Consider the following 21,685-nt stretch of genomic DNA (forward strand, 5'->3'; position numbering starts at 1 on the left):
CATTTTTCGTAATGTTAGTTAGTCTAAATATAACACGATTTTCTCCATTTATCTATCCTGTCAACTCCCCTACCTAAAATCTATCCTATCAACTCAACCCCAATTTTCAGTCCTTCTAACCCCAATAACAAAAAGGGTTCCACCCGTTTATTCACATAAAATAAACTTAGATGAAACCCTACAAACCTTGCTATATCCATACTTTAATTACTGATGTACTTATTCCCTAGACATCAATGCTACCAACTCCACATGAAATAATTAGGCTATTTCACACTTTTATAAAACATAACAAAACTCTAGTATTTATAAAGGTTCTAAATCTAGATTATCTTCTCTACATACAATTTTCAATTAGGCTATTTTCAATATTCACTGTTTCGAACTATATTTTTTATTTTTTCTTAGTACTCCATTTTCGTCTTTAATGACATTGCTTCTTTTAATTTTTTCTATCTGCACCGCTTGAAATGTTTCCTTAGAAATAATTGCTGGGTTGTTATCCTCACATAAATAAACAGCTTCATGTTTTCCATTATCCAATAATCTTACACTACCCGTATATTTTTCGTTGCTAAGCATCACATCAATTGTACGCTTGCTCCACTTATCTTTTCCAGTATGAGATTTAACACCTAACCGTTCCAACTCAGCAACTATACCAATAACACTTTTCCCATGGAGGTACATCTCAAATATTTTCGTTACATTTTTAGCCTCATCGTCTTTGATAATCAGATTGCCCTCTTTATCATGTACATAGCCATAACACTTTCTGTTATATAGCTTTGAAGTACCTTGTGCGGCACGTTGTTTTATTCCCCATTTAATATTTTCACTTCTAGATTTATTTTCTGCCTGTGCTATAGATTCAATTATAGAAATCATTAGGTCACTGTCAGTATCGGCAGTATCCAGACTCTCCTGCTCAAATATAACACGAATACCTAATGTCTTTAGTAGATTTAATGCCTCAAGAGTATCAACCGTATCCCTACCAAATCTACTAATACTCTTGGTGAGTATGATTTCCAGATTATGAGATTGGCAATCATCCAGCATCCTTGCAAACTCTCTACGAGAAGAACCTGTTTTACTGGAGGCAATGTCCATATATACATCCACCAATAACCACTGAGGCGTAGCCGCAACTAATCTTGTTAATCCAGAAACTTGTGCTGTTAGACTTTTTAGTTGGTCTAAACTATTTGTACTCACACGGCAGTATATACCCACTCGCTTATCTCTCTTTGGAGGTTTCGCTGGTATGTAATGAACTTTTTTGTTTTCTGGCATACTTGATACCTCCTTCAGAAAATTTCATATAGCTATCTTACAAATTGAAACTAAACATTTACGAGAATCTTCATAGTCACATTACAAACATATTTATTTTGATGTCATTTTCCACACTGAACCACCTGGCATTCTTCGTAAATATCCAGGACTACGCTCAATGATTTGCCCAGTTATAGCATCTCTAACAATGATTTCTTCACGATACTCTGGATCCTCAATCCATTTTGTCAAATACAATTTTCCGTCATCTTGAAAATCCAAGCTTTCATTTTTTTCGAATTCATAATTTATTTCTTTTGGCCATAGAAATTCTACTGAATCATTGTGCACATCGTGCTTAACTAATGCAAATGGGGAAATTATTAGTCGTAGATTTACCATATCTCCAACTTTTGAGAAAGGTATTTCTTTAATAGTCTTCACGCTGGAACACTCCGGTTTAAAGATAATTATCTGTATAACTTCTTTATTAAAATCATAACGAATAATTCCAAATGAATTGTCTTTATATTCATAAACAGGTCTTTCTAAAAATACATTTGCTTCCTGGTTAATCGGTTCAAAAACTTTTCCTGATGGATATTCTATAAAATAAAGTCTCGTTCCAGGATACTTATTTTTAAACTCTGGAACTTCATATGCTTCTGAACATGGAGTCCATTGACCAAAATACCACGAATCTGTTCCATCTACTTTTTCTGGATAAATCTCTTCAAATCCTTTGAACGTCTTAATATTCATTTACTTTAATTCCCTTCACTATAAAAATCATACCTATAAACTATATAAATAATCTTCATACCAAATCGTGAGTTTTCATGACATTGATATGAACTAGAACTTAAAGTTGGTCTTCAGTAAATTCATATAGGCTAATCACCTTTTAAAGACTTACGCCATATGTTGATTAGCCTATATCTATTTTATCAACTCAACCCACAAATATAAATCCTATCTCCACAACCTATGCCATTTCAATCCTGTCAACTCAACCCTACGGTATTGCAACCGTGGAAATGTTCCCACTTTGCCCAAAAGCAAAAAATCCGAGAACCAAGAGCCATACCTCAGTTCTCGGAAATCCCTTTATTTCAAGCCATTTTCAACCTTTACTTATCTTTTCTTGACATCAATACTACCGTCTCCACATGATGTACTTAGGCTATTCTGCACATCGTTTACAATAGGATATTGCTTGTTTCCGTATGACTTTTCATCAACCTTGTCAAGTCAGCATATCCATTTTTGATTAGGTTATTTTAAGGTACTTCATGAAACCATACAGCATCATATATAATGTCACAGTGTTCTTTAAACCATGAACTCCACAGCATAGGAGTTGCATCAACTTCTCTGTTGTTATTTTCATACTTGAAATAGGCTATCAACAATTTACGAATCGATATCTTTATTTCTTCTATCTCACCTTCGTATATTTCGTAAAAATCCCACCATTTTGATCTTGATGAGTGGGCGGTGAATCTACATCTTAACAAATATAATCTATCTAAATTATACCTTGCAACACTATCATAAAGTTTAATTTCATCATAGACATAATGGCTCATTTCCTCACGATTTTGAGTTGGTTTCTTAAGTCTCTTTTTTATCGACTGAAATATTACATCAACCATATTATCTGCTGCTGTTAAGGCTTCTTCTGTAAAGTCCAATTCATATAACCTCAAAAATCTAACGTAATAAAATACCGCTTTATTTACATAAGGGTCAAGCGCGTTTATCAATTTTAGATAACCTAATGTTTTCGTATTTAACATAGAAGGTTCAATACTTATATATTTTTCAAAAGCGTTGATCTCTTGCTTAACATTATCTCCATAAATATACGTAAGAGTATTACCTCTAAAGTCTGTAGGAATGTCAGCAGATAATGCAATGGCCCCTATCAAATTTACTTGATAACTCCTATAAATATATTGGGATATAAAGCGGAACAAATTATCTATTTGATCAGACACAAATTCATCCTTGGATATATTTCTCCACCCACCAGATTCATGACCCCAATTCGGACATACAACTCCTACTTTCAACGTGTTCTTTTTTTCCGAATAATAGCACATGACATTGTTGTAATTTAAGTTTAATTTTAACTCTGAAGTGTTTGTAAAATCCCTAATTTGAAAAAGTCGTTCATTATCTCTTTTTGGAAGTTCTTGAGTAACTATTTTATCCAGAGTATGCTTAAACGATTCAACTTTATTTTTAGTATATGGATCTGCTCTATAATAATTACATACTTTATTTTTGAATTTATCATACCCCAAGTATCAGCACTCCCTAATCAAGATTTTAAAGAATTCAAAATGAATTATCATACCTGCTTATTATTTTTTCGAACTATACTTCCTACTCTTCCTTCGATTACCATCTTCACCTTTCACAACATTACTTCTCTTCTTCTTCTCAATCTGAACCGCTTCAAATTTCTCTTTTGAAATAATTGCTGGATGATTATTTTCTGAAATATAATGTTCCTCATGTTCACTAGAATGAAGCAACCTCACAACACCAATATATTTTTCATTACTTAACATGACATCAATCGTTCGTTTACTCCACTTTTCTTTTCCTGTTGGTGTCTTTATTCTGCGCTTCTCTAATTCCTGTTTTATACCAATAATGCTAAGCCCGCGTAAATACAGTTCAAAAATCAATCGTACATTTTTAGCTTCATCTTTCTTAATAGCCAACAGACCTTCTTCATCATTTTCATAGCCATAACATTTTCGGTTATATAATTTTGATGTGCCTTGTGCCGCATGACGTCTATAGCCCCATTTAATATTTTCACTGCGCGATTCATTTTCTGCTTGTGCAATTGATTCAATAATCGAAATCATCAATTCACTATCTGTATCAGCTGTATCGAGTCCTTCCTGTTCAAATATTACACGAACCCCATGTTCTCTCAACTTATGAAGTGACTCTAGCACTTCAACTGTATCACGACCAAAGCGACTAATATTTTTAGTCATAACAATTTCAATATTTTTCGCCTGACAATCTTCTAACATACGAATAAATTCTTTTCTTTTTGAACCAGACTTCCCTGATGCAATATCTATATATGTATCAACAAGCAACCAATTCGGAGTAACGGCTGTTAACCTGGTAAGTGCAGAGACTTGGTTTACTAGACTTTTTAACTGCTCCATGCTGTTCGAACTGACTCGACAATATATCCCCACACGTTTCTCTCGTTGTACAGGTCTTGGTGGAATAAAATGAACCCTTCGATTTTCAGACATTTGCTTTATCCTCCAATAATTACATTTAGACTAATCATATTTAGTGGACTTTTCGTAATATTAGTTAGTCTAAATATAACACGATTTCCCCCAATTATCTATCCTATCAACTCCCCTACCCAAAATCTAATCTGTCAACTCAACCCCAATTTCTAGCTCTTCCAACACCAATAACAAAAAGGGTTTCACCTATTTATTTATATAAAACAAACTTAGGTGAAACCCTATAAACCTTATTCTATCAACACTTCAACCGTTCCTATTCCTCCACCCTAGACATCAATGCTATGCACTCCACATGCGTCGTCTGCGGAAACATATCCACTGGTTGCACTTCCACAGTCTTGAACCCACCATCCTCTAAAATCCTCAAATCTCTAGCTAATGTAGATGGATTACAAGAAACATAAACAATACGCTTCGGCTTCATCTCAATCATCGCTTGAAGAAATGCTTCATCACAGCCTTTTCTTGGCGGATCGACAACAATAACATCTGGATGTAAGCCTTGTGCTTTCCACCATGGCATGACCTTTTCTGCTTGTCCAACAAAGAACTCTGCATTGTCTATCTGATTTAATTTGGCATTTGCTTTAGCGTCAGCGATTGCTTCAGGTACTACTTCGACACCATATACTTTCTTCGCTTTTTGAGCTAAAAATAAAGAGATTGTCCCAATGCCACAATAGGCATCAATAACCGTTTCCGCTCCTGTCAAAGAAGCATATTCTAATGCTTTGTCATAAAGCTTCTTCGTTTGGATTGGGTTTACTTGATAGAATGATTTGGCAGAAATGGCGAATTGAATGTCTCCAATCTTATCATAAATATATTCTTCGCCCCATAATAACTTTGTCTTTCTTCCTAAAATAACATTCGTTCGTTCTGGATTGATATTTTGGACAATCGACTTCACTTCAGGAAATGCCTTTGTAATTTCTTTTACTACAGCATCTAATTCAGGGACATTTTCTTTTCTTGTCACAATCACAACCATTGACTGCTTAGTCACTTGTCCAGTGCGGACCATAATATGACGGAGCACACCACGATGTGTTTCTTCATTATATGCCGAAATGCCAAGTCTATCTGCAATGGCGCGTACTGCTTCCACTAAACGATCATTTGTTTCATCCGTGATGATACAGCGATCCATATCCTCAATAATGTCATGACTTCTTTGGCGATAGAATCCTGTGATTAATTCACCATTCTTTGAGCCGACAGGAATCTGTACTTTATTGCGGTATCGCCATGGTTCTTCCATTCCAATCGTATCATGAATAGGAATACCTTCAATATGACCGATTTTTCTTAATGTATTCTCTACTTGTTTACGCTTCATGTCTAATTGCATCTCATAGCTCATATGTTGCAGCTGGCAACCGCCACACTTCTCATACACATTACACGGAGGATCAACGCGTTCTTCACTTACTTGTATTCTATTTAGAACTTTACCAAACCCAAAATTCTTCTTTACATGAATCACTTTCACTAATGCCTTTTCACCTGGTAATGCATTTGGCACGAATAATGGATATCCATTGACTTTTCCTACGCCTGCACCTTCATGTGTAATATCTTCAAAAACTAATTCGATTTCTTCATTCTTCTTTACTGGTGGAGCTACTTTTCCCATTTATATCAACGTCCTTTTTTATCAAACTATCCTATATTATTTTCGACATGTTCATTGTACATTTGTGTTCAAATTTTACCACAGTATGTACGAATAAGAAAATATACTGTCAAATCAAATCATTTCCTGGGAAATAGTGTACTTTATTTCCAACTATATTCGAGCAATCATTATGGAATAACCGAAAGACTTACAAAATACGTTGCCACACAAAAACCCTACTTGATTAAAGCAGGGTCTCTTCACTTATGCTAATTCATCTTGTCTTTCATTGAAAGCTTCTGTAACAAAAAACTCGATGTGTTGATAGAGATTGACGAACTCCCCAGGTAACATTCCACCAAATTCTCCATCTAAATTCAATTGCATTTTCTCTTCTGGTGTCACTTTAATTCGATTCGCTTTCGTGTAGAAAATATGGCTATCTTCTAAATGTGCCCCTTTAGTTGCAAGGGATGCAATGCGAATAAACTCAGCCAAATTCGCTTTCTTTAAGATAACTAAATCAAATAAGCCATCATCCATCTTCGCTTCTGGGGCGATTTTTTCGAATCCTCCAACTGAATTTGTGTTAGAGACTAGAAATAACATGATCTCATCTTCAAACACTTTCCCATCATATTCAATCATGACTTTCGTTGGCTTTAATGATGGAAGCATCTCAATCCCTTTTAAATAATAAGCTAGTTGTCCTAACATTGTTTTTAATTTGCTAGGTACTTCATATGTTAATTCAGTTAATTTACCGCCACCTGCAATATTCATAAAGTAATGATCGTTTACTCTACCAATATCTAATTTTCGGACACGGTCTTCTAATATAATGTCCACTGCCTTTTGAATGTCACGAGGGATGCCTAATGCACGTGCAAAATCATTTGTTGTCCCAACTGGAATGATTCCAAGCTTAGGTCGGTTCTCTTGTTCTGCCATTCCACAAATCACTTCATTGATTGTTCCGTCTCCGCCTGCAGCAATAATAATATCAAAACCTCGCTCTACAGCGATTCTTGCTGCTTTCGTTGCATCACCTTCACATGTTGTGGCATGTGCGGAAGTCTCATAGCCTGCTTCTTCTAATTTGCATAGTACATCAGCTAATTCCTTCTTAAAAGCTTCGCGTCCAGAAGTTGGATTATAAATGATACGTGCTCGCTTCATTGTCATTCTCCTCTTAAATAAATCATTCTTATATACATCATCATAGATGATTCCCTAAATATTGCAAATAAAAACGATATATCTTATTATATTTTGGATTACTAGAATCTCTCGAATATTTTCTTTGATTAAACTTATAGAAGTTGCGCTACCTGATTATACCATAATTGTCGGATTAGAAAAGAGCTACGCAAATTCACGTAGCCCACTTCTTATCTTTTTTCTATTTCTTCTAAAATAATTTTGTTTACCATTGGTGGGTTTGCTTGTCCTTTTGTTGCTTTCATTGTTTGACCAACTAAGAAACCAAGCGCTTTGTCTTTTCCATTTTTAAAGTCTATAATAGACTGTTCATTTGCATCCAGAATGCCTGCAATGATATCACGTAATTGGCCTTCATCAGAAATCTGTACAAGTCCTTTGTCTTTAACGATTTGCTCAGGATTTCCACCATTTTCAACTAGTTCAGCAAATACTTTCTTCGCCATTTTAGAAGAAATCGTTCCATCTGCGATTAGCTGAATCATTTTCGCTAATGCTTGTGGTGTCATTTTGAGCTCATTAATCTCTACTTGTTGTTTGTTCATATATGCTGATACTTCACCCATTAACCAGTTGGATGCTTGCTTCGGTTCTGCTCCAGCGTCGATTGTTGCTTCAAAGAAATCAGACATTTCAATCGTACTTGTTAAAACACTTGCATCATATGCAGGTAAGTCTAGTGATTGAATGTAACGCTCACGACGTGCATCTGGTAATTCAGGGATTTCTGCACGAATACGTTCTTTCCACTCGTCATCAATATATAATGGCACTAAATCTGGTTCAGGGAAATAACGATAATCATCTGAACCTTCTTTTACACGCATTAAAATCGTTTCTTTTGTTTGTTCATCATAACGACGTGTCTCTTGTAGAATTTCGCCACCATTTAATAGCACTTCACGTTGGCGTTTTTCTTCAAATTCTAATCCTTTTTGTACAAAAGAAAAGGAGTTTAAATTCTTCAACTCTGTTTTTGTACCGAATTCCTCTTGACCTACAGGACGGATAGAAATGTTCGCATCACAACGTAGAGATCCCTCTTCCATCTTACAATCAGATACACCTGTATATTGGATAATGTTCTTTAACTTTTCCAAATATGCATATGCTTCTTCAGGTGTGCGAATATCTGGCTCTGATACGATTTCTACAAGTGGCGTTCCTTGGCGATTATAATCCACTAAAGAGAATCCATCATCATTATGTGTTAATTTCCCTGCATCTTCTTCTAAATGAAGACGAGTGATTCCGATACGTTTTTTCTCACCATTCACTTCAATATCAATATATCCGTTCTCTCCAATCGGTTGATCAAATTGAGAGATTTGATATGCTTTTGGATTATCTGGATAGAAATAGTTCTTACGGTCAAACTTAGTATTTGTAGCAATCTCACAATTTATTGCCATTGCTGCTTTCATTGCAAAGTTGACTGCTTCTTCATTAAGCACAGGTAACACACCAGGATAGCCTAAATCAATTGGATTGACATTCGAGTTAGGCTCCGAACCGAATGCATTTGGCGCTGGACTAAATATTTTCGATTTTGTTTTTAACTCTACGTGCACTTCTAGACCAATAACTGTTTCGAAATTCGTCATTAGTTCGCACCTCCTAAACTAGGACGTTTTTTGTGATAATCTGTTGCTTGTTCATACGCATATGCTGCACGATACACCATAGCTTCATCAAAGTGCTTACCAATAATCTGTAATCCGATTGGTAATCCTTCGCTTGAGAATCCACACGGAACAGAAATACCAGGTAGACCTGCTAAGTTCACAGGTGTTGTCAAGATATCATCTGCATACATTGTTAATGGATCATCAATTTTCTCGCCAATTTTGTAAGCTGTTGTTGGGGAAGTTGGTCCAATAATTACATCATAATCTTCAAAGATTTTTTCGAAATCTTGTTTGATTAATGTACGTACTTTTTGGGCTTTTTTGTAATAGGCATCATAATATCCTGAGCTAAGTGCAAATGTTCCTAGCATGATACGGCGTTTTACTTCATCACCGAAGCCTTCTGCACGAGAATATTTGAACATATCTAACATATCTACGCGTTTTTCTGTTCGTTTACCGTAACGCACACCATCAAATCGCGATAAGTTCGCACTTGCTTCTGATGATGCTAATAGATAATATGCCGCTACTGCATATTTAGAGTGTGGTAGAGAAACCTCTTCCCATGTTGCACCCAATTCCTCATATTGCTTTAATGCTTGTAATACCGCTTCTTTTACTTCAGGATTTACACCTTCTTGTAAATATTCTTTAGGAACTGCAATACGTAGTCCTCTCGCGTCTTGTTTCAATGCATCTGCATAATTCGGAATCTCTACATGTGCAGATGTAGAATCCATCTTGTCATGTCCTACAATTGCTTGTAGTAAATGTGCATTATCTTCTACAGTACGAGTAATTGGTCCAATTTGGTCTAGTGAAGATGCAAATGCTACAAGTCCAAATCGAGACACTAATCCATATGTAGGTTTTAATCCAACAACACCACAGAAAGATGCTGGTTGGCGAATGGAACCACCTGTATCCGATCCTAATGAGAAGAATACTTCACCAGCGGCAACAGCAGCAGCAGAACCACCACTAGATCCACCTGGAACGTAGTCTGTATTCCATGGATTACGAGTTTTCGCATAACTAGAGTTCTCTGTTGTAGAACCCATTGCAAACTCATCCATATTTAACTTCCCAATAGTAACTGTCTTTTCTTTATTTAATTTCTCAATAACTGTCGCATCATATAATGGGTCATGTAAATTATCCAGAATTTGACTCGCACATGTTGTACGTAATCCTTTTGTTACGATATTATCTTTAATACCTATTGGCATACCATAAAGAATAGAAGCATTTTCGCCTAATTGCTCATCCAATTCTTTCGCTTGTCTTCTTGCTTCTTCCTCATTTAAAGTAATAAATGCTTTCACTTCATCTTCTACTTCATGAATACGAGTAAAAGAAGCATCTACTAAATCACTAATTGTAATTTCTTTATTATGTAGCTTTTCTTGTAGTTCCTTCAATGTATAATCGAAAAGTGACACGGTCATTCCTCCTATTCTAGAATTGACGGTACACGGAATTGTCCGTCTTGTTGATCTGGTGCATTCTTCAATGCGTCTTCTTTTGTAATCCATTCGCGCGGTTCATCTTTACGCATCACATTCTTCAAATCAAGTACGTGTGTCGTTGGTTCTACGCCGTCTGTATCCAATTCATTTAATAGTTCTGCATAATTGATAATATCAGCAAGCTGTTTTGTCATTCTTTCTACTTCTTCATCAGTAATGGCCAATCTTGCTAAATTCGCAACGTGTTTTACTTGTTCTTTTGTTATTTCTGACATTCTTGTCACCTCCAAATTATTCAAACAAACATAACAAGCACTATGTGTAAAAAAGCATCCTAATTGTATAGTGCTTGTTGATTTTTATTAGTTAAATACATAACGTATATTTTATCACTATTTGTTGATTTTTTGAAACACTTATCCACTTTTAATCATAAATATGCACAAAACCTTCTTCATCGCCTACATTTCTAACAATTAATGCTTCCACTTTATCGCCTGAAGTAATATTAATCTCTAGGTTATACGTATTCGGAAAGGCAGATAACACTAGTCCATATGCATATTGAGTAAAGCCAATAAGTTCTGCTTTCCCGTAAAAGGAAACAGGTATTTCAATTTTTAAATCTTGGAGCTCATTACCACGGTAAAATCCCTTCCCAATCACACTTACATAATTCGGGAAGTATTCTGCTATATCTGATTCAAAATCAAATATAGTAGCCCATGTATCTGGATACGTTTTTTCACCATAATTCGATGGGAATAATACATTCTCTTCATCGATATTCTGCCATTCCCCTACAGCTGACTGATCTCCTGGTACATTCGTTTTTGCTACAAAGTTACCTGGAACTAAGGAATTCTGTGCCGCTTCTCTGTAAATCGCTAGCATAATCGGAACTTTCTCTAGACCTTCTGTTTGTCTAATTCGCTGTACAATTTCACCAGCCAACTCATTCGCTTCTCGTAACATATCACTCTCAGGTATGTCCTCATAATAATATGGACCACCAATTTCTGTACGATAACGATAGACAGATTTCATTGCAATCCCAATCGAAATACCAGATAGCTGCATCACATCGTCTTCAGATTTTGTTAAATAGTTTTGTTCTAGAATATGGGATAGATACTTCGGATTTTGTTTTTCATCCTCTATTGGATTACCTGTATCTTCTATTGCTGGATTTAACCCTAATGGATCTGTTTCCTCATCATATCTTTCTAACCAACTATATAACACATCTTTCGTTAAATACTGTCCTTCTTGAAAGTAGTATTTCTCTGGATCATATACTGCTTTTGAATGTCTTCTTAAGCCTGTTTCTAACTCATCAATATCGACACGATTCGCAATCTGATTTGTTATAACACCTCTTGCTTGACTCAGATTCGAGTCAATCACTACTCGGTAATTCTCATCTGACAAGTTATGTTTCGGAATGATGGCTGTTTCTTGTTCCGTGTCTTCTTGCCCTTCGTCCACAATTGTCTCATCAGGACTACGGCCAAATTGCGGGGCACAAGCTGTCAGCAATAAGACTGTCATTATTAGCAAGTAACCTAATCGTTTCATGTCGCATCCTCCTCTAGTACCGCTTGGAGTTTTGCTTCATCCCAAACCTCTATTTCTAGTTTCTTGGCCTTGTCTAATTTTGATCCAGCATCTTCCCCTGCAATTAATAAATCTGTCTTCTTGCTTACACTACCAGTCACCTTACCACCTAATGCTTCTATTCGGTCTTTTGCTTCTTGACGTGTATAGATAGACAACTTCCCTGTCAGCACAATCGTTTTATTAGCAAATGGTGTATCTTCTTTCACTTCCGCTACTTTTGGCCCTAAATATGCCGTATTTAACTGAAGACTCTTTAATTCTTCTAATAACTCTTTCACTTTATCGTCTTCAAAATAACGGACAAGAGAGTCTGCCATCTTATCTCCTATTTCATCAACAGCAACAAAGTCATCAAATGTAGCTTGTTGGATTCGGTCAAGTGTTTCAAAATGTTGCGCGAGTGTTTTGGCCGCTTTTGATCCAACATATCGAATCCCAAGCCCAAATAATAATCGTTCTAGTGAATTTTGCTTGGATTGTTCAATCGCTTCTAGCAAATTCGTGACAGACTTCTCACCCATTCGCTCAAGCTTTAATAATTCTTCTCGCTCTAATCTGTATAGATCTGCAATCGTATGGATTAACTGTTCTTTGAATAATTGCTCAATTACTTTTTCACCTAATCCATCAATATTCATTGCTAATCGTGACACAAAGTGAATGAGCCCTTCTTGTAACTGGGCACTACAATTCGGATTAATACAACGTAATGCAACTTCTCCTTCTAAACGAACTAACTCATCTTGACAAGAAGGACACGTTGTTGGCATTGTAAAAGGTACCGCATCATCTTCACGCATATCCTCTACAACACGAACGACTTCTGGGATTATGTCTCCGGCTTTCTTAATGACGACAGTATCTGTAATGCGAATATCCTTCTCTTTAATCAAGTCTTCATTATGAAGAGATGCACGTTGTACAGTTGTTCCAGCTACTTTCACTGGTTCTAGAATGGCTGTCGGTGTAATGACCCCTGTTCTACCCACACTTAATTCAATATCGATTAGTTTGGTAACAACTTCTTCTGCAGGGAATTTGTACGCAATTGCCCATCGCGGGCTTTTCGCTGTAAATCCAAGTTGTTCTTGCGCTTCTAAATTATCGACTTTAATTACGATACCATCAATGTCATATTGCAATGCCGCTCTTTTTTCGACCCATTTATTCACATATTCAATTACTTCTTCGATTCCATTTGCTTTGCGCCATTCTGGATTTGTTTTGAATCCTAACTTTTGCAAATACTCAAGTCTCTCGCTATGTGTCTCAAGTTCACCAGATTCCCATTCTCCAACAGCATAAAGAAAAATATCTAAATTCCTCTTTGCTGCGATTTTAGGATCTAACTGACGTAACGAACCTGCAGCTGCATTTCGAGGATTTGCAAAAAGTTCTTCCCCATTTTGTTCGCGTTCCTCGTTCAATTGAACAAAGGCTTTTTGTGGCATGTATGCTTCTCCACGTACTTCAATTGGATTGTCATCATCAATTCGTAATGGAATACTACGGATTGTTTTTAAATTGGATGTGATATCTTCTCCTGTCGTACCGTCACCGCGAGTTGCTCCTTGGACAAAATACCCATCTTCATAGCGCAAAGAAATAGCCAGTCCATCAATTTTTAATTCACATACATAGGTTACTTCTTCTACATCAAGTCCTTCACGTACACGTCTATCAAAATCCTTCAAGTCCTCTTCATTAAATGCATTTCCTAGACTTAACATTGGGACACGATGCGTAACTTTTTGGAAGTTTGCTAATGGTTCTCCACCAACGCGTTGAGACGGAGAATCAGTAGTTACCAATGCTGGATAGCTTGCTTCCAATTCTTTCAATTCTCTCATCTTCTTGTCATATTCGAAATCCGACACACTAGGATGATCCAGTACATGATATTCGTAATTAAATGTATTTAACTCTTCTTTCAGTATATCTATCCGCTTTTTTGCTTCTTGTTCTGTCATCTTGCTCCCTCCTTTCCTCTTAAGCTTTCGTAATTGGTGCAAATTTAGCTAATAATCGTTTAATTCCAGTAGGTGCTGGGAATGCAATATCTAGTTCCATTGATTCGCCTTCTCCTGTGACTCTCACGACTGTTCCTTTGCCCCACTTATTATGCATTGCCTTGTCACCAACTTGCCATGATTGTCTGTCTCCACCAGTGGTTTTCGCTACCGTTCGCTGTACACTACGCTTTGGTTGATTTGTTTGTGGTGTATGGAATGGTAGATCATCATCTTGGATTGTCACACGACCTCTTCCGAACATAGATTGCTCGATTTCTTCTTTTCCTTCTAGTAATTCTTCAGGTATTTCCTGAATAAATCTACTAATTGGGTTAATGTTCGTACGTCCAAATAATGTACGCATTTTAGCATGTGTGACATGTAACATTTCTTCCGCTCTTGTAATTCCAACATATGCAAGTCTTCTTTCTTCTTGCATCTCTTCTTCATCCATCATCGAACGACTATGTGGAAAGACATTCTCTTCCATACCGATTAAGAAAACAACAGGAAACTCCAAGCCTTTTGCTGCATGTAATGTCATCATTGTCACTTTCTCTTCTCGCTCTGGGTCCTCATCCATTCTGTCAATGTCCGATATGAGTGCTAATTCTGTGAGGAAATTGACTAATGTCTTCTCTTCATTTGTTTCTTCAAAATGCTTCGTTACCGTTTTAAATTCTTCAATATTCTCAAGTCTTGTCTCTGCCTCAATGCTTTTTTCATTAAGAAGCATTTCTTCATAACCTGTCTTTTCAATCACTTCTTCTACCATATCTGTCGCAGATAAAAACTCTTGTTGTTTCTCCCAATTTTCAATTAATTGGCCAAACTCCACTAATGCCTTTGCGGCTTTAGCACTTACTCCGACGAAATCCACTTCTTGTACTGCCGTATAAAGAGAAATATCATTGATTTGGGCGTATTGTTGTAACTTCTCTAATGATGTCTTTCCAATGCCACGCTTCGGTTCATTCACAACACGTACAAAACTAATATCGTCATCTGGATTCACAATTAGTCGTAAATATGCTAATAAATCTTTAATTTCTTTTCGATCATAGAATTTTGTGCCACCAACCATTTGATAGGAAATATTCGATTTCATAAATGTTTCTTCAATCGCACGAGATTGTGCGTTCGTCCGATATAATATCGCGATATCATTATAGTTGTATTTCTCTTCTGTCGTTAGTTGCTTAATTCTATTCGCAACATATAACCCTTCTTCTCTCTCTGAATCTGCTTGATAATAAAGAATTTTGTTTCCTTCTGTATTTTCTGTCCAAAGGTTTTTTGGCTTTCGACCAGTATTATTCCCAATTACTTTATTGGCCGCATCTAGAATAGACTTTGTTGAACGATAATTCTGTTCTAACAAGACAACTCTCGCCTGTGGATAGTCTTTCTCGAATGATAAGATATTACTAATATCCGCACCACGCCATGCATAGATCGATTGATCAGAATCACCAACTACACATAAATTCTGAAATCTCGCCGCCAATTGTTTGACTAAATAATATTGTGCATGGTTCGTATCTTGATACTCATCGACATGAATGTATTGAAATCTACGTTGGTAATACTCTAATATTTCAGGGACACGTGTGAATAGATGAATAGTTTGCATAATCAAATCGTCAAAGTCTAAAGCCTGATTTTTGCGCAGTCTCTTTTGGTACTCTGTATATACTTCGGACACTTGTCGGCTATAGAAGTCACCGACATCCTCCGCAAATTTCTCTGGTGTAATGAGCTCATTTTTCGCACTACTAATTGCACCTAAAAATGCTCGTGGTTCGAACTTCTTTGGGTCTAAATTCTTTTCTTTGACAATATTTTTAATTACAGTGAGTTGGTCCCCACTATCTAATATCGAAAAATTACGGCTATAACCAATTCGATCAATATCTCTTCTCAGAATTCGTACACACATGGAGTGAAATGTAGATACCCACATATCATGACCATGAGGACCAACAAGTGCGCTAATTCGATTCTTCATCTCACGCGCAGCTTTATTGGTAAAAGTGATCGCGAGTATACTGCGAGGAGAGACTTCCTTTTCATCTAATAAATACGCAATTCTATGTGTCAATACTCTCGTCTTTCCACTACCTGCACCTGCCATAATTAATAACGGCCCATCTGTATGTTTGACAGCTTCGCGCTGTTCAGTATTTAATCCTTTTAACAAGTCATGCATGTTTGACTCACCTTTCCGTCCTTATTTCTTCACAGCTTTGACTGTTTTTAATGCTTCTTTTGGATTATCATATAGTGCATTTCCCACAACAATAATATCCGCAAATTGTGCCATTTCTTCAGCTTCTTCTTTAGTTGTGATGCCGCCACCATAGATAAGCTTCGTCTCATTTAATTGTTCTTTTACTTTTTTTACAAGATGTGGATCCCCATATGTTCCACTATACTCTACATAAAAAAACGGAAGATGGAATAAATGCTCTGCCATTCTTGCATGTGCTATAGCATCTTCTTCTGTAGGCAATATACAATTGGTATGCTTAAACACTTTTGCATTAGGATTCATAATACAATAGCCTTCTGCTACCATCTCATCCCAATTAATAATGTCCCCATATTCTACAACAGCCTCATGCTGAATATCCATCATCCATCTCTTTTCCTTACTATTCATGACCATTGGGACAAAATAATAATCAAATCCAGGTGTTACTGATTCTATATTTGAAATTTCCAAAATAACCGGAACTGTATATCTTCTAATATAACTTAATAATTGCAATACATTATCGAGTGTCACATTATCTGTCCCACCGACAATAATTGCATCTGTACCTGATTCACATACTTGATCCAGTATCTCATCGTCTATGTCTTTCGCTGGATCTAGTTTAAATACATGTTTCCATTCTTCCATATTATACACAATCATAATCCTCCATTACTGTCGATAGATTTGAAATGATATCCCCACTTGCAAACAGATGCTTCGTCACAGACTATCATTCTTTTTTCCATTCTTATAGTATAGCAAAAAATAGACAGAATGATGAATGATAACAGACTACTACAGGAGAAAAATTTACATATTGCTAATCGTCCAAAAACAAAAAGCCTAACATAATAGAAATCCCCTCGCAAAGTCAGCAACTTTCCGAGGGGATTTCTCCTGTTAAGCTTTTTTCGTTTCTGTTATTTCACTAAACACACCGACATAATTCGTGACATTCCCACCAGCGTCTTTCAATGTACTAATTGACAGCCATTGTTTGTATAGCTCACCATTTTTTCTTTTATTCATGATTTCCCCTTGCCATATACCTGTGGAAGCCAGTTGATCCCACATCTCTAGATAAAATGCTTTATCCTGTACACCTGAACTTAGGACACTTGGTTTCTGTCCAATGACTTCACTTTCCTCATATCCTGTCACTTTTTCAAATGCTTTATTTGTTTTCATTATTTTACTATGCTCATCTGTAACCAAAATGGCTTGACCTGCATTTTTTACAATATAATCTGAGATGGTTAATTTATCTGTATAATACATCCACAAAATAATAATCAAACTTGCTAAAGCAAATTGAGACAATGCCATAAAACCAATGGCATAGTGTCCATTAATCTCAAAAACTAATGTAAGAATGATTGGTGGGAAGAATCCCCCGAGTCCACCCATTGCTGCTACAATCCCATTCACAATACCTGCCTGTTTGGAGAAGTATAATGGTACTAATTTAAATATCGTACCATTCCCAATTCCAGAGAAGAACGCCACAGACAAACTACCTATTGTGTAAAGTAGAATCGTTGGAGAGAAAGAGAGCAAAATCCCAGAAATCGTTAACCCTGTAAACACAATCATTAATACTTTGAATGGATCGAATTTATCACCTAACCATCCACCAATTGGTCTCATTAATGTACATAATACGATGAATCCCGCTGTACGAAGTCCTGCATCTACACTTGATAAGTCAAACTCAGAAACTAAGAAGTTAGGTAAATAGACGGTTAAGGCAACAAATGATCCGAACGTTAAGAAATAAAAGAAACTTAAGAACCATAGTTTGTTATTTTTATAGACACTCATAATTTGTTGTTTTAAAGATGTGTTTACTTTTGGTTCATGCTTATCCCCAAAAACAAAGTTCAATATTGCAAATAATGCTAATGGAACGATAAATGTAAGCACAGCTAATCTCCAACTATACATTCCTGCAATAATTGGTGCTCCAAAAGAAGTAACCGCAGTACCAATATTACCAACACCATAAATCCCGTTCACAAATCCATGCTTTTCTTTTGGATAATATTTAGGTAATGATGTGACACCAACAGAGAATACTGCACCACCAATTCCTAAGAACAATCCTGCAATGATTAAATCCATAAATGAATTAGCCATACTTAAGTAACCAACAGGCAAAATTAAAAATAACATACTTAGAATAAATAACCAGCGCGCACCAAATTTATTCGTATAATATCCTAATGGCACACGTAACACGGAACCTAAAATAACTGGAACTGCCGTAATTAAAGAAATCTGTCCTGCAGTTAAGCTGATGTCTTGTTTAATAAAACTCATTAATGATGATAGCAACACCCACACCATAAAACCTGTAACTAAACTTAATGTTTGAAGTGGTAGTTGAAGTTTTTTTACGTTCTGCATCATAATTCTCCTTCTCTTAACGAACTTATTTAGTCATAGCATAATGAGTTATCCGTAAAATGTCTGTGACTAATTTCACATAGTAAAATTCAGTAGTTGCTCAGTTATTTACAAAAGTATCATCCGATTCTTTTGTATTATTGTCATCTCCATTGACTTAGAGGTATACTAAATGTATTGTGTGCGTATAGGATAAGCCATTCTTTCATAGGATAGCTACATATATAATAGGTAGGATAAATTACTGGAGGTATTTGAAATGAAAACAAAATTACTTATATTATTTGGCGGTAAATCTGCTGAACATAAAGTTTCGATGCAAACAGCAAAGGCTGTAATGAATGCAGTGGATTTAGATCTATATGAAGTCCACCCTGTCTACATTGATGCACAAGGTACATGGAACAAAGGCAAGCGATTAGAAGGAAAAGTGGAAGATATAAAAGCATTAGAAGTGCATCATGAAACAACTAGCCTTTCTCCTTTTTCTTTAGCAAATGAAGAAGAGTCTCAAGTTGTTTTTCCATTACTTCATGGGCCTAATGGGGAAGACGGTACTGTTCAAGGATTATTAGAATTGTTGAACATTCCATATGTAGGTAATGGTGTATTAGCATCTGCAGCTGGTATGGATAAACTTGCAATGAAAGCAATCTTCCAACAAGCAGGTCTTCAACAAGTAAAATATGAAGGATTTATAAGAAAAGATTGGGAAGTAGAAAAACCAGAAGTAATCGACCGAATCGAACGCAATCTTGGTTATCCTTGTTTTGTTAAACCAGCAAATCTCGGGTCAAGTGTTGGGATTAATAAAGCTTCAGATCGTCATGCATTAGAAGCTGCAATTGAAGAAGCACTACAATTTGATCGCAAAATTATTGTAGAGCAAGGTGTCGTAGCACGTGAAATTGAAATTGGAGTCATCGGAAATGATGAAACCTCTTGTTCTGTTGTTGGTGAAATTGTTCCAAAAACGGAATTTTATGATTATAAATCGAAATATGAAGATGGCGATACAGCACTTATCATCCCTGCTGAAATTGACTCAGCTATCTATGAACAAGTGAAAGAAATGGCTACAACTGCATATAAAGCATTGGATTGTTCTGGATTGGCTAGAATGGACTTTTTCTTAACGAAAAACAACGAATTAATCATCAATGAAGTGAACACAATGCCTGGTTTTACACCTGTCAGTATGTTCCCGTTACTATGGAAACACTCAGGAGTCGATTATCCATCCTTAATTAATCGTCTTGTCGAACTTGCATTAGAACGCCATGAAGAAAAAATGAAAATCAAATATACAGTGGAATAAATAGGAGGCATTGCACATATGATTACACGCACAATTGCACAAGTAGCTGAAATGGCAAATGCACAATTATCGCTTCCTACAAACGATTCTATTCTTGTCAAAGGTGTCACTATTGATACACGTAAAATTCAAGGGAATGAATTATATGTCCCATTAGTTGGTACAAATGTAGATGGACACCAATTCGTTAGACAGGCATACGAACAAGGAGCTGCTGCGTCATTTTGGAAAAAAGATGTTCCAAATCCACCAGCAGATATTCCATTATTATTCGTCGACGATCCATTACTTGCAATGCAACAATTAGCTACGGCTTATCGCAATCAATTAGATGTTCAAATTATTGGTATTACAGGAAGTAACGGAAAAACTTCTACAAAAGATATTGTCGCACAACTGCTATCAGCAAAATACAAAGTCCAAAAGACACTAGGGAACTATAACAGTCAACAAGGTCTACCACTTATGTTACTTTCCATCGAAGAAGATACAGATATTATGGTACTAGAGATGGGAATGAGTGCACTTGGTCAAATTAGTAGGTTAACACAAATGGCACAACCAAATGTAGCTATACTTACCAATATTGGTGAATCTCATTTAGAAGAATTAGGTTCAAGAGAGAATATTGCCACAGCTAAATTCGAAATAACAGAAGGACTATCTGAGCATGGATTGTTTGTTTATGATGGGGATGAACCGTTATTACAAGCGAAACTCGCTGAACAGACACCATCTTATAAAATCAAGTCTTTTGGTATGCAAAAAGATGCCGATGTATATCCAATCTCGATGAATCTTGTGGATAATGGAACAACATTTACATGTAATCTATTAGAAGGTGCGGTCCATTTGCCTGTATTAGGTTTACACCAAGTAAAAAATACGCTTGCTGCGATAACTGTCGCAACACACTTAGGTGTCAGTGAAGCAGAAATCAACCAACAGCTTGCTTCCCTTCAATTAACAGGTATGCGAATGGAAACCATCGATGGTATTCACGATGCATTAATTATAAATGATGCGTACAATGCAAGCCCAACTTCGATGAAAGCTGCCATTCAATTATTAGATGAGCTAGATACATACGAGAAGAAGATTGTATTTGTTGCTGATATGCTCGAGTTAGGTAAGGATGAAGTAGACTTTCATAAGCAAATAGGTGCATATATTGCACAAACATCTATTACACATGTCTTTTCATATGGAAACTTAGCGAAGCATATTACTGATCACATTGACTCTTTACAAACTAACCAAGTCACGCAACATGTATTAGAGAAAGACCAAGTGATAGACAAATTATTGCAGATCTTAGACCACAACACTGTTCTGTTATTAAAAGGTTCTAGAGGAATGAAACTAGAAGAAGTGTTGCCATCACTTACGAAATAACTTTCCCCCTTCACTCTAACATATATTTTAGGGCTAAAAAAAATCTAATTAAAAAACCCCAACGATTCGGTAAATATTTTTCCAATCGTTGGGGTTTTCTGCGTATGATAACTGTATTTGAAATCTTGAGATTCTGAGATTCTGTATGTGCTTGTGAG

The 21,685-nt window shown here is 36.2% G+C and carries 16 protein-coding genes; 2 read left to right on the plus strand and 14 right to left on the minus strand.

Translation table 11 applies throughout. The features are described from left to right. Positions 1–372 precede the first annotated feature (372 nt). The 14 genes from ACFOZ1_RS14225 to ACFOZ1_RS14290 form a co-directional block, all read right to left on the minus strand. Positions 373–1,296: a recombinase family protein gene (locus ACFOZ1_RS14225; protein WP_390200349.1), complete on the minus strand. Its 924-nt coding sequence runs from the start codon at positions 1,294–1,296 to the stop codon at positions 373–375. Positions 1,297–1,389: 93 nt separating this feature from the next. Further along, positions 1,390–2,040, minus strand: coding sequence for a hypothetical protein (locus ACFOZ1_RS14230; protein ID WP_373742788.1), 651 nt, complete (start codon positions 2,038–2,040; stop codon positions 1,390–1,392). Between the two features lie 518 nt (positions 2,041–2,558). Continuing rightward, complete coding sequence (locus ACFOZ1_RS14235; protein ID WP_390200352.1) at positions 2,559–3,587, minus strand: hypothetical protein; 1,029 nt, start codon at positions 3,585–3,587, stop codon at positions 2,559–2,561. 60 nt (positions 3,588–3,647) lie between these two features. Continuing rightward, positions 3,648–4,571, minus strand: coding sequence for a recombinase family protein (locus ACFOZ1_RS14240; protein ID WP_390200354.1), 924 nt, complete (start codon positions 4,569–4,571; stop codon positions 3,648–3,650). 259 nt (positions 4,572–4,830) lie between these two features. Further along, a complete protein-coding gene (gene rlmD / locus ACFOZ1_RS14245; RefSeq protein WP_390200356.1) occupies positions 4,831–6,213 on the minus strand; it encodes a 23S rRNA (uracil(1939)-C(5))-methyltransferase RlmD in 1,383 nt (460 codons plus the stop codon). Positions 6,214–6,459: 246 nt separating this feature from the next. Next, on the minus strand, positions 6,460–7,374 hold the full coding sequence (locus ACFOZ1_RS14250) for a diacylglycerol kinase (protein WP_390200358.1): 915 nt from the start codon (positions 7,372–7,374) through the stop codon (positions 6,460–6,462). A gap of 212 nt (positions 7,375–7,586) precedes the next feature. Next, the gene (gene gatB, locus ACFOZ1_RS14255) at positions 7,587–9,020 is read right to left on the minus strand and encodes an Asp-tRNA(Asn)/Glu-tRNA(Gln) amidotransferase subunit GatB (protein WP_390200360.1); all 1,434 of its coding nucleotides are present in this window, start codon (positions 9,018–9,020) and stop codon (positions 7,587–7,589) included. Next, entirely contained in the window at positions 9,020–10,489 is a 1,470-nt protein-coding gene (gatA, locus tag ACFOZ1_RS14260; protein WP_390200362.1) for an Asp-tRNA(Asn)/Glu-tRNA(Gln) amidotransferase subunit GatA, read from the minus strand. The genes gatB and gatA overlap by 1 nt, the downstream gene beginning before the upstream one ends. An 11-nt stretch (positions 10,490–10,500) precedes the next feature. Continuing rightward, on the minus strand, positions 10,501–10,791 hold the full coding sequence (gene gatC / locus ACFOZ1_RS14265; RefSeq protein WP_390200364.1) for an Asp-tRNA(Asn)/Glu-tRNA(Gln) amidotransferase subunit GatC: 291 nt from the start codon (positions 10,789–10,791) through the stop codon (positions 10,501–10,503). A 151-nt stretch (positions 10,792–10,942) separates the two neighbouring features. Then, complete coding sequence (locus tag ACFOZ1_RS14270) at positions 10,943–12,094, minus strand: CamS family sex pheromone protein (protein ID WP_390200366.1); 1,152 nt, start codon at positions 12,092–12,094, stop codon at positions 10,943–10,945. After that, the gene (ligA, locus tag ACFOZ1_RS14275) at positions 12,091–14,106 is read right to left on the minus strand and encodes an NAD-dependent DNA ligase LigA (protein ID WP_390200368.1); all 2,016 of its coding nucleotides are present in this window, start codon (positions 14,104–14,106) and stop codon (positions 12,091–12,093) included. Before ligA ends, ACFOZ1_RS14270 begins: the two co-directional genes overlap by 4 nt. Before the next feature lie 19 nt (positions 14,107–14,125). Then, complete coding sequence (gene pcrA, locus ACFOZ1_RS14280; protein ID WP_390200369.1) at positions 14,126–16,357, minus strand: DNA helicase PcrA; 2,232 nt, start codon at positions 16,355–16,357, stop codon at positions 14,126–14,128. 21 nt (positions 16,358–16,378) lie between these two features. Further along, positions 16,379–17,062, minus strand: a complete 684-nt coding sequence (gene pcrB, locus ACFOZ1_RS14285; RefSeq protein WP_390200371.1) for a heptaprenylglyceryl phosphate synthase — start codon at positions 17,060–17,062, stop codon at positions 16,379–16,381. 246 nt (positions 17,063–17,308) lie between these two features. Further along, the gene (locus tag ACFOZ1_RS14290) at positions 17,309–18,814 is read right to left on the minus strand and encodes a nitrate/nitrite transporter (RefSeq protein WP_390200372.1); all 1,506 of its coding nucleotides are present in this window, start codon (positions 18,812–18,814) and stop codon (positions 17,309–17,311) included. Between the two features lie 259 nt (positions 18,815–19,073). Here ACFOZ1_RS14290 and ACFOZ1_RS14295 point away from each other — a divergent pair, with 259 nt between their 5' ends. Both ACFOZ1_RS14295 and ACFOZ1_RS14300 read left to right on the plus strand, forming a co-directional pair. Then, positions 19,074–20,132, plus strand: coding sequence for a D-alanine--D-alanine ligase (locus tag ACFOZ1_RS14295; protein ID WP_390200374.1), 1,059 nt, complete (start codon positions 19,074–19,076; stop codon positions 20,130–20,132). Between the two features lie 18 nt (positions 20,133–20,150). After that, complete coding sequence (locus ACFOZ1_RS14300; protein WP_390200376.1) at positions 20,151–21,527, plus strand: UDP-N-acetylmuramoyl-tripeptide--D-alanyl-D-alanine ligase; 1,377 nt, start codon at positions 20,151–20,153, stop codon at positions 21,525–21,527. Positions 21,528–21,685 lie beyond the last annotated feature (158 nt).

The organism is Gracilibacillus marinus (assembly GCF_042651725.1).
GTDB classification, from domain to species: Bacteria; Bacillota; Bacilli; order Bacillales; family Amphibacillaceae; genus Gracilibacillus; species Gracilibacillus marinus.

Excerpts from the sequence above, each read along its gene's own strand:
- ACFOZ1_RS14225 (WP_390200349.1), bottom strand. The coding sequence starts at position 1,296 with ATGCCAGAAAACAAAAAAGTTCATTACATACCAGCGAAACCTCCAAAG.
- ACFOZ1_RS14230 (WP_373742788.1), bottom strand. The coding sequence starts at position 2,040 with ATGAATATTAAGACGTTCAAAGGATTTGAAGAGATTTATCCAGAAAAA.
- ACFOZ1_RS14240 (WP_390200354.1), bottom strand. The coding sequence starts at position 4,571 with ATGTCTGAAAATCGAAGGGTTCATTTTATTCCACCAAGACCTGTACAA.
- rlmD (WP_390200356.1), bottom strand. The coding sequence starts at position 6,213 with ATGGGAAAAGTAGCTCCACCAGTAAAGAAGAATGAAGAAATCGAATTA.
- ACFOZ1_RS14250 (WP_390200358.1), bottom strand. The coding sequence starts at position 7,374 with ATGAAGCGAGCACGTATCATTTATAATCCAACTTCTGGACGCGAAGCT.
- gatB (WP_390200360.1), bottom strand. The coding sequence starts at position 9,020 with ATGACGAATTTCGAAACAGTTATTGGTCTAGAAGTGCACGTAGAGTTA.
- gatC (WP_390200364.1), bottom strand. The coding sequence starts at position 10,791 with ATGTCAGAAATAACAAAAGAACAAGTAAAACACGTTGCGAATTTAGCA.
- ACFOZ1_RS14270 (WP_390200366.1), bottom strand. The coding sequence starts at position 12,094 with ATGAAACGATTAGGTTACTTGCTAATAATGACAGTCTTATTGCTGACA.
- ligA (WP_390200368.1), bottom strand. The coding sequence starts at position 14,106 with ATGACAGAACAAGAAGCAAAAAAGCGGATAGATATACTGAAAGAAGAG.
- pcrA (WP_390200369.1), bottom strand. The coding sequence starts at position 16,357 with ATGCATGACTTGTTAAAAGGATTAAATACTGAACAGCGCGAAGCTGTC.
- ACFOZ1_RS14290 (WP_390200372.1), bottom strand. The coding sequence starts at position 18,814 with ATGCAGAACGTAAAAAAACTTCAACTACCACTTCAAACATTAAGTTTA.
- ACFOZ1_RS14295 (WP_390200374.1), top strand. The coding sequence starts at position 19,074 with ATGAAAACAAAATTACTTATATTATTTGGCGGTAAATCTGCTGAACAT.
- ACFOZ1_RS14300 (WP_390200376.1), top strand. The coding sequence starts at position 20,151 with ATGATTACACGCACAATTGCACAAGTAGCTGAAATGGCAAATGCACAA.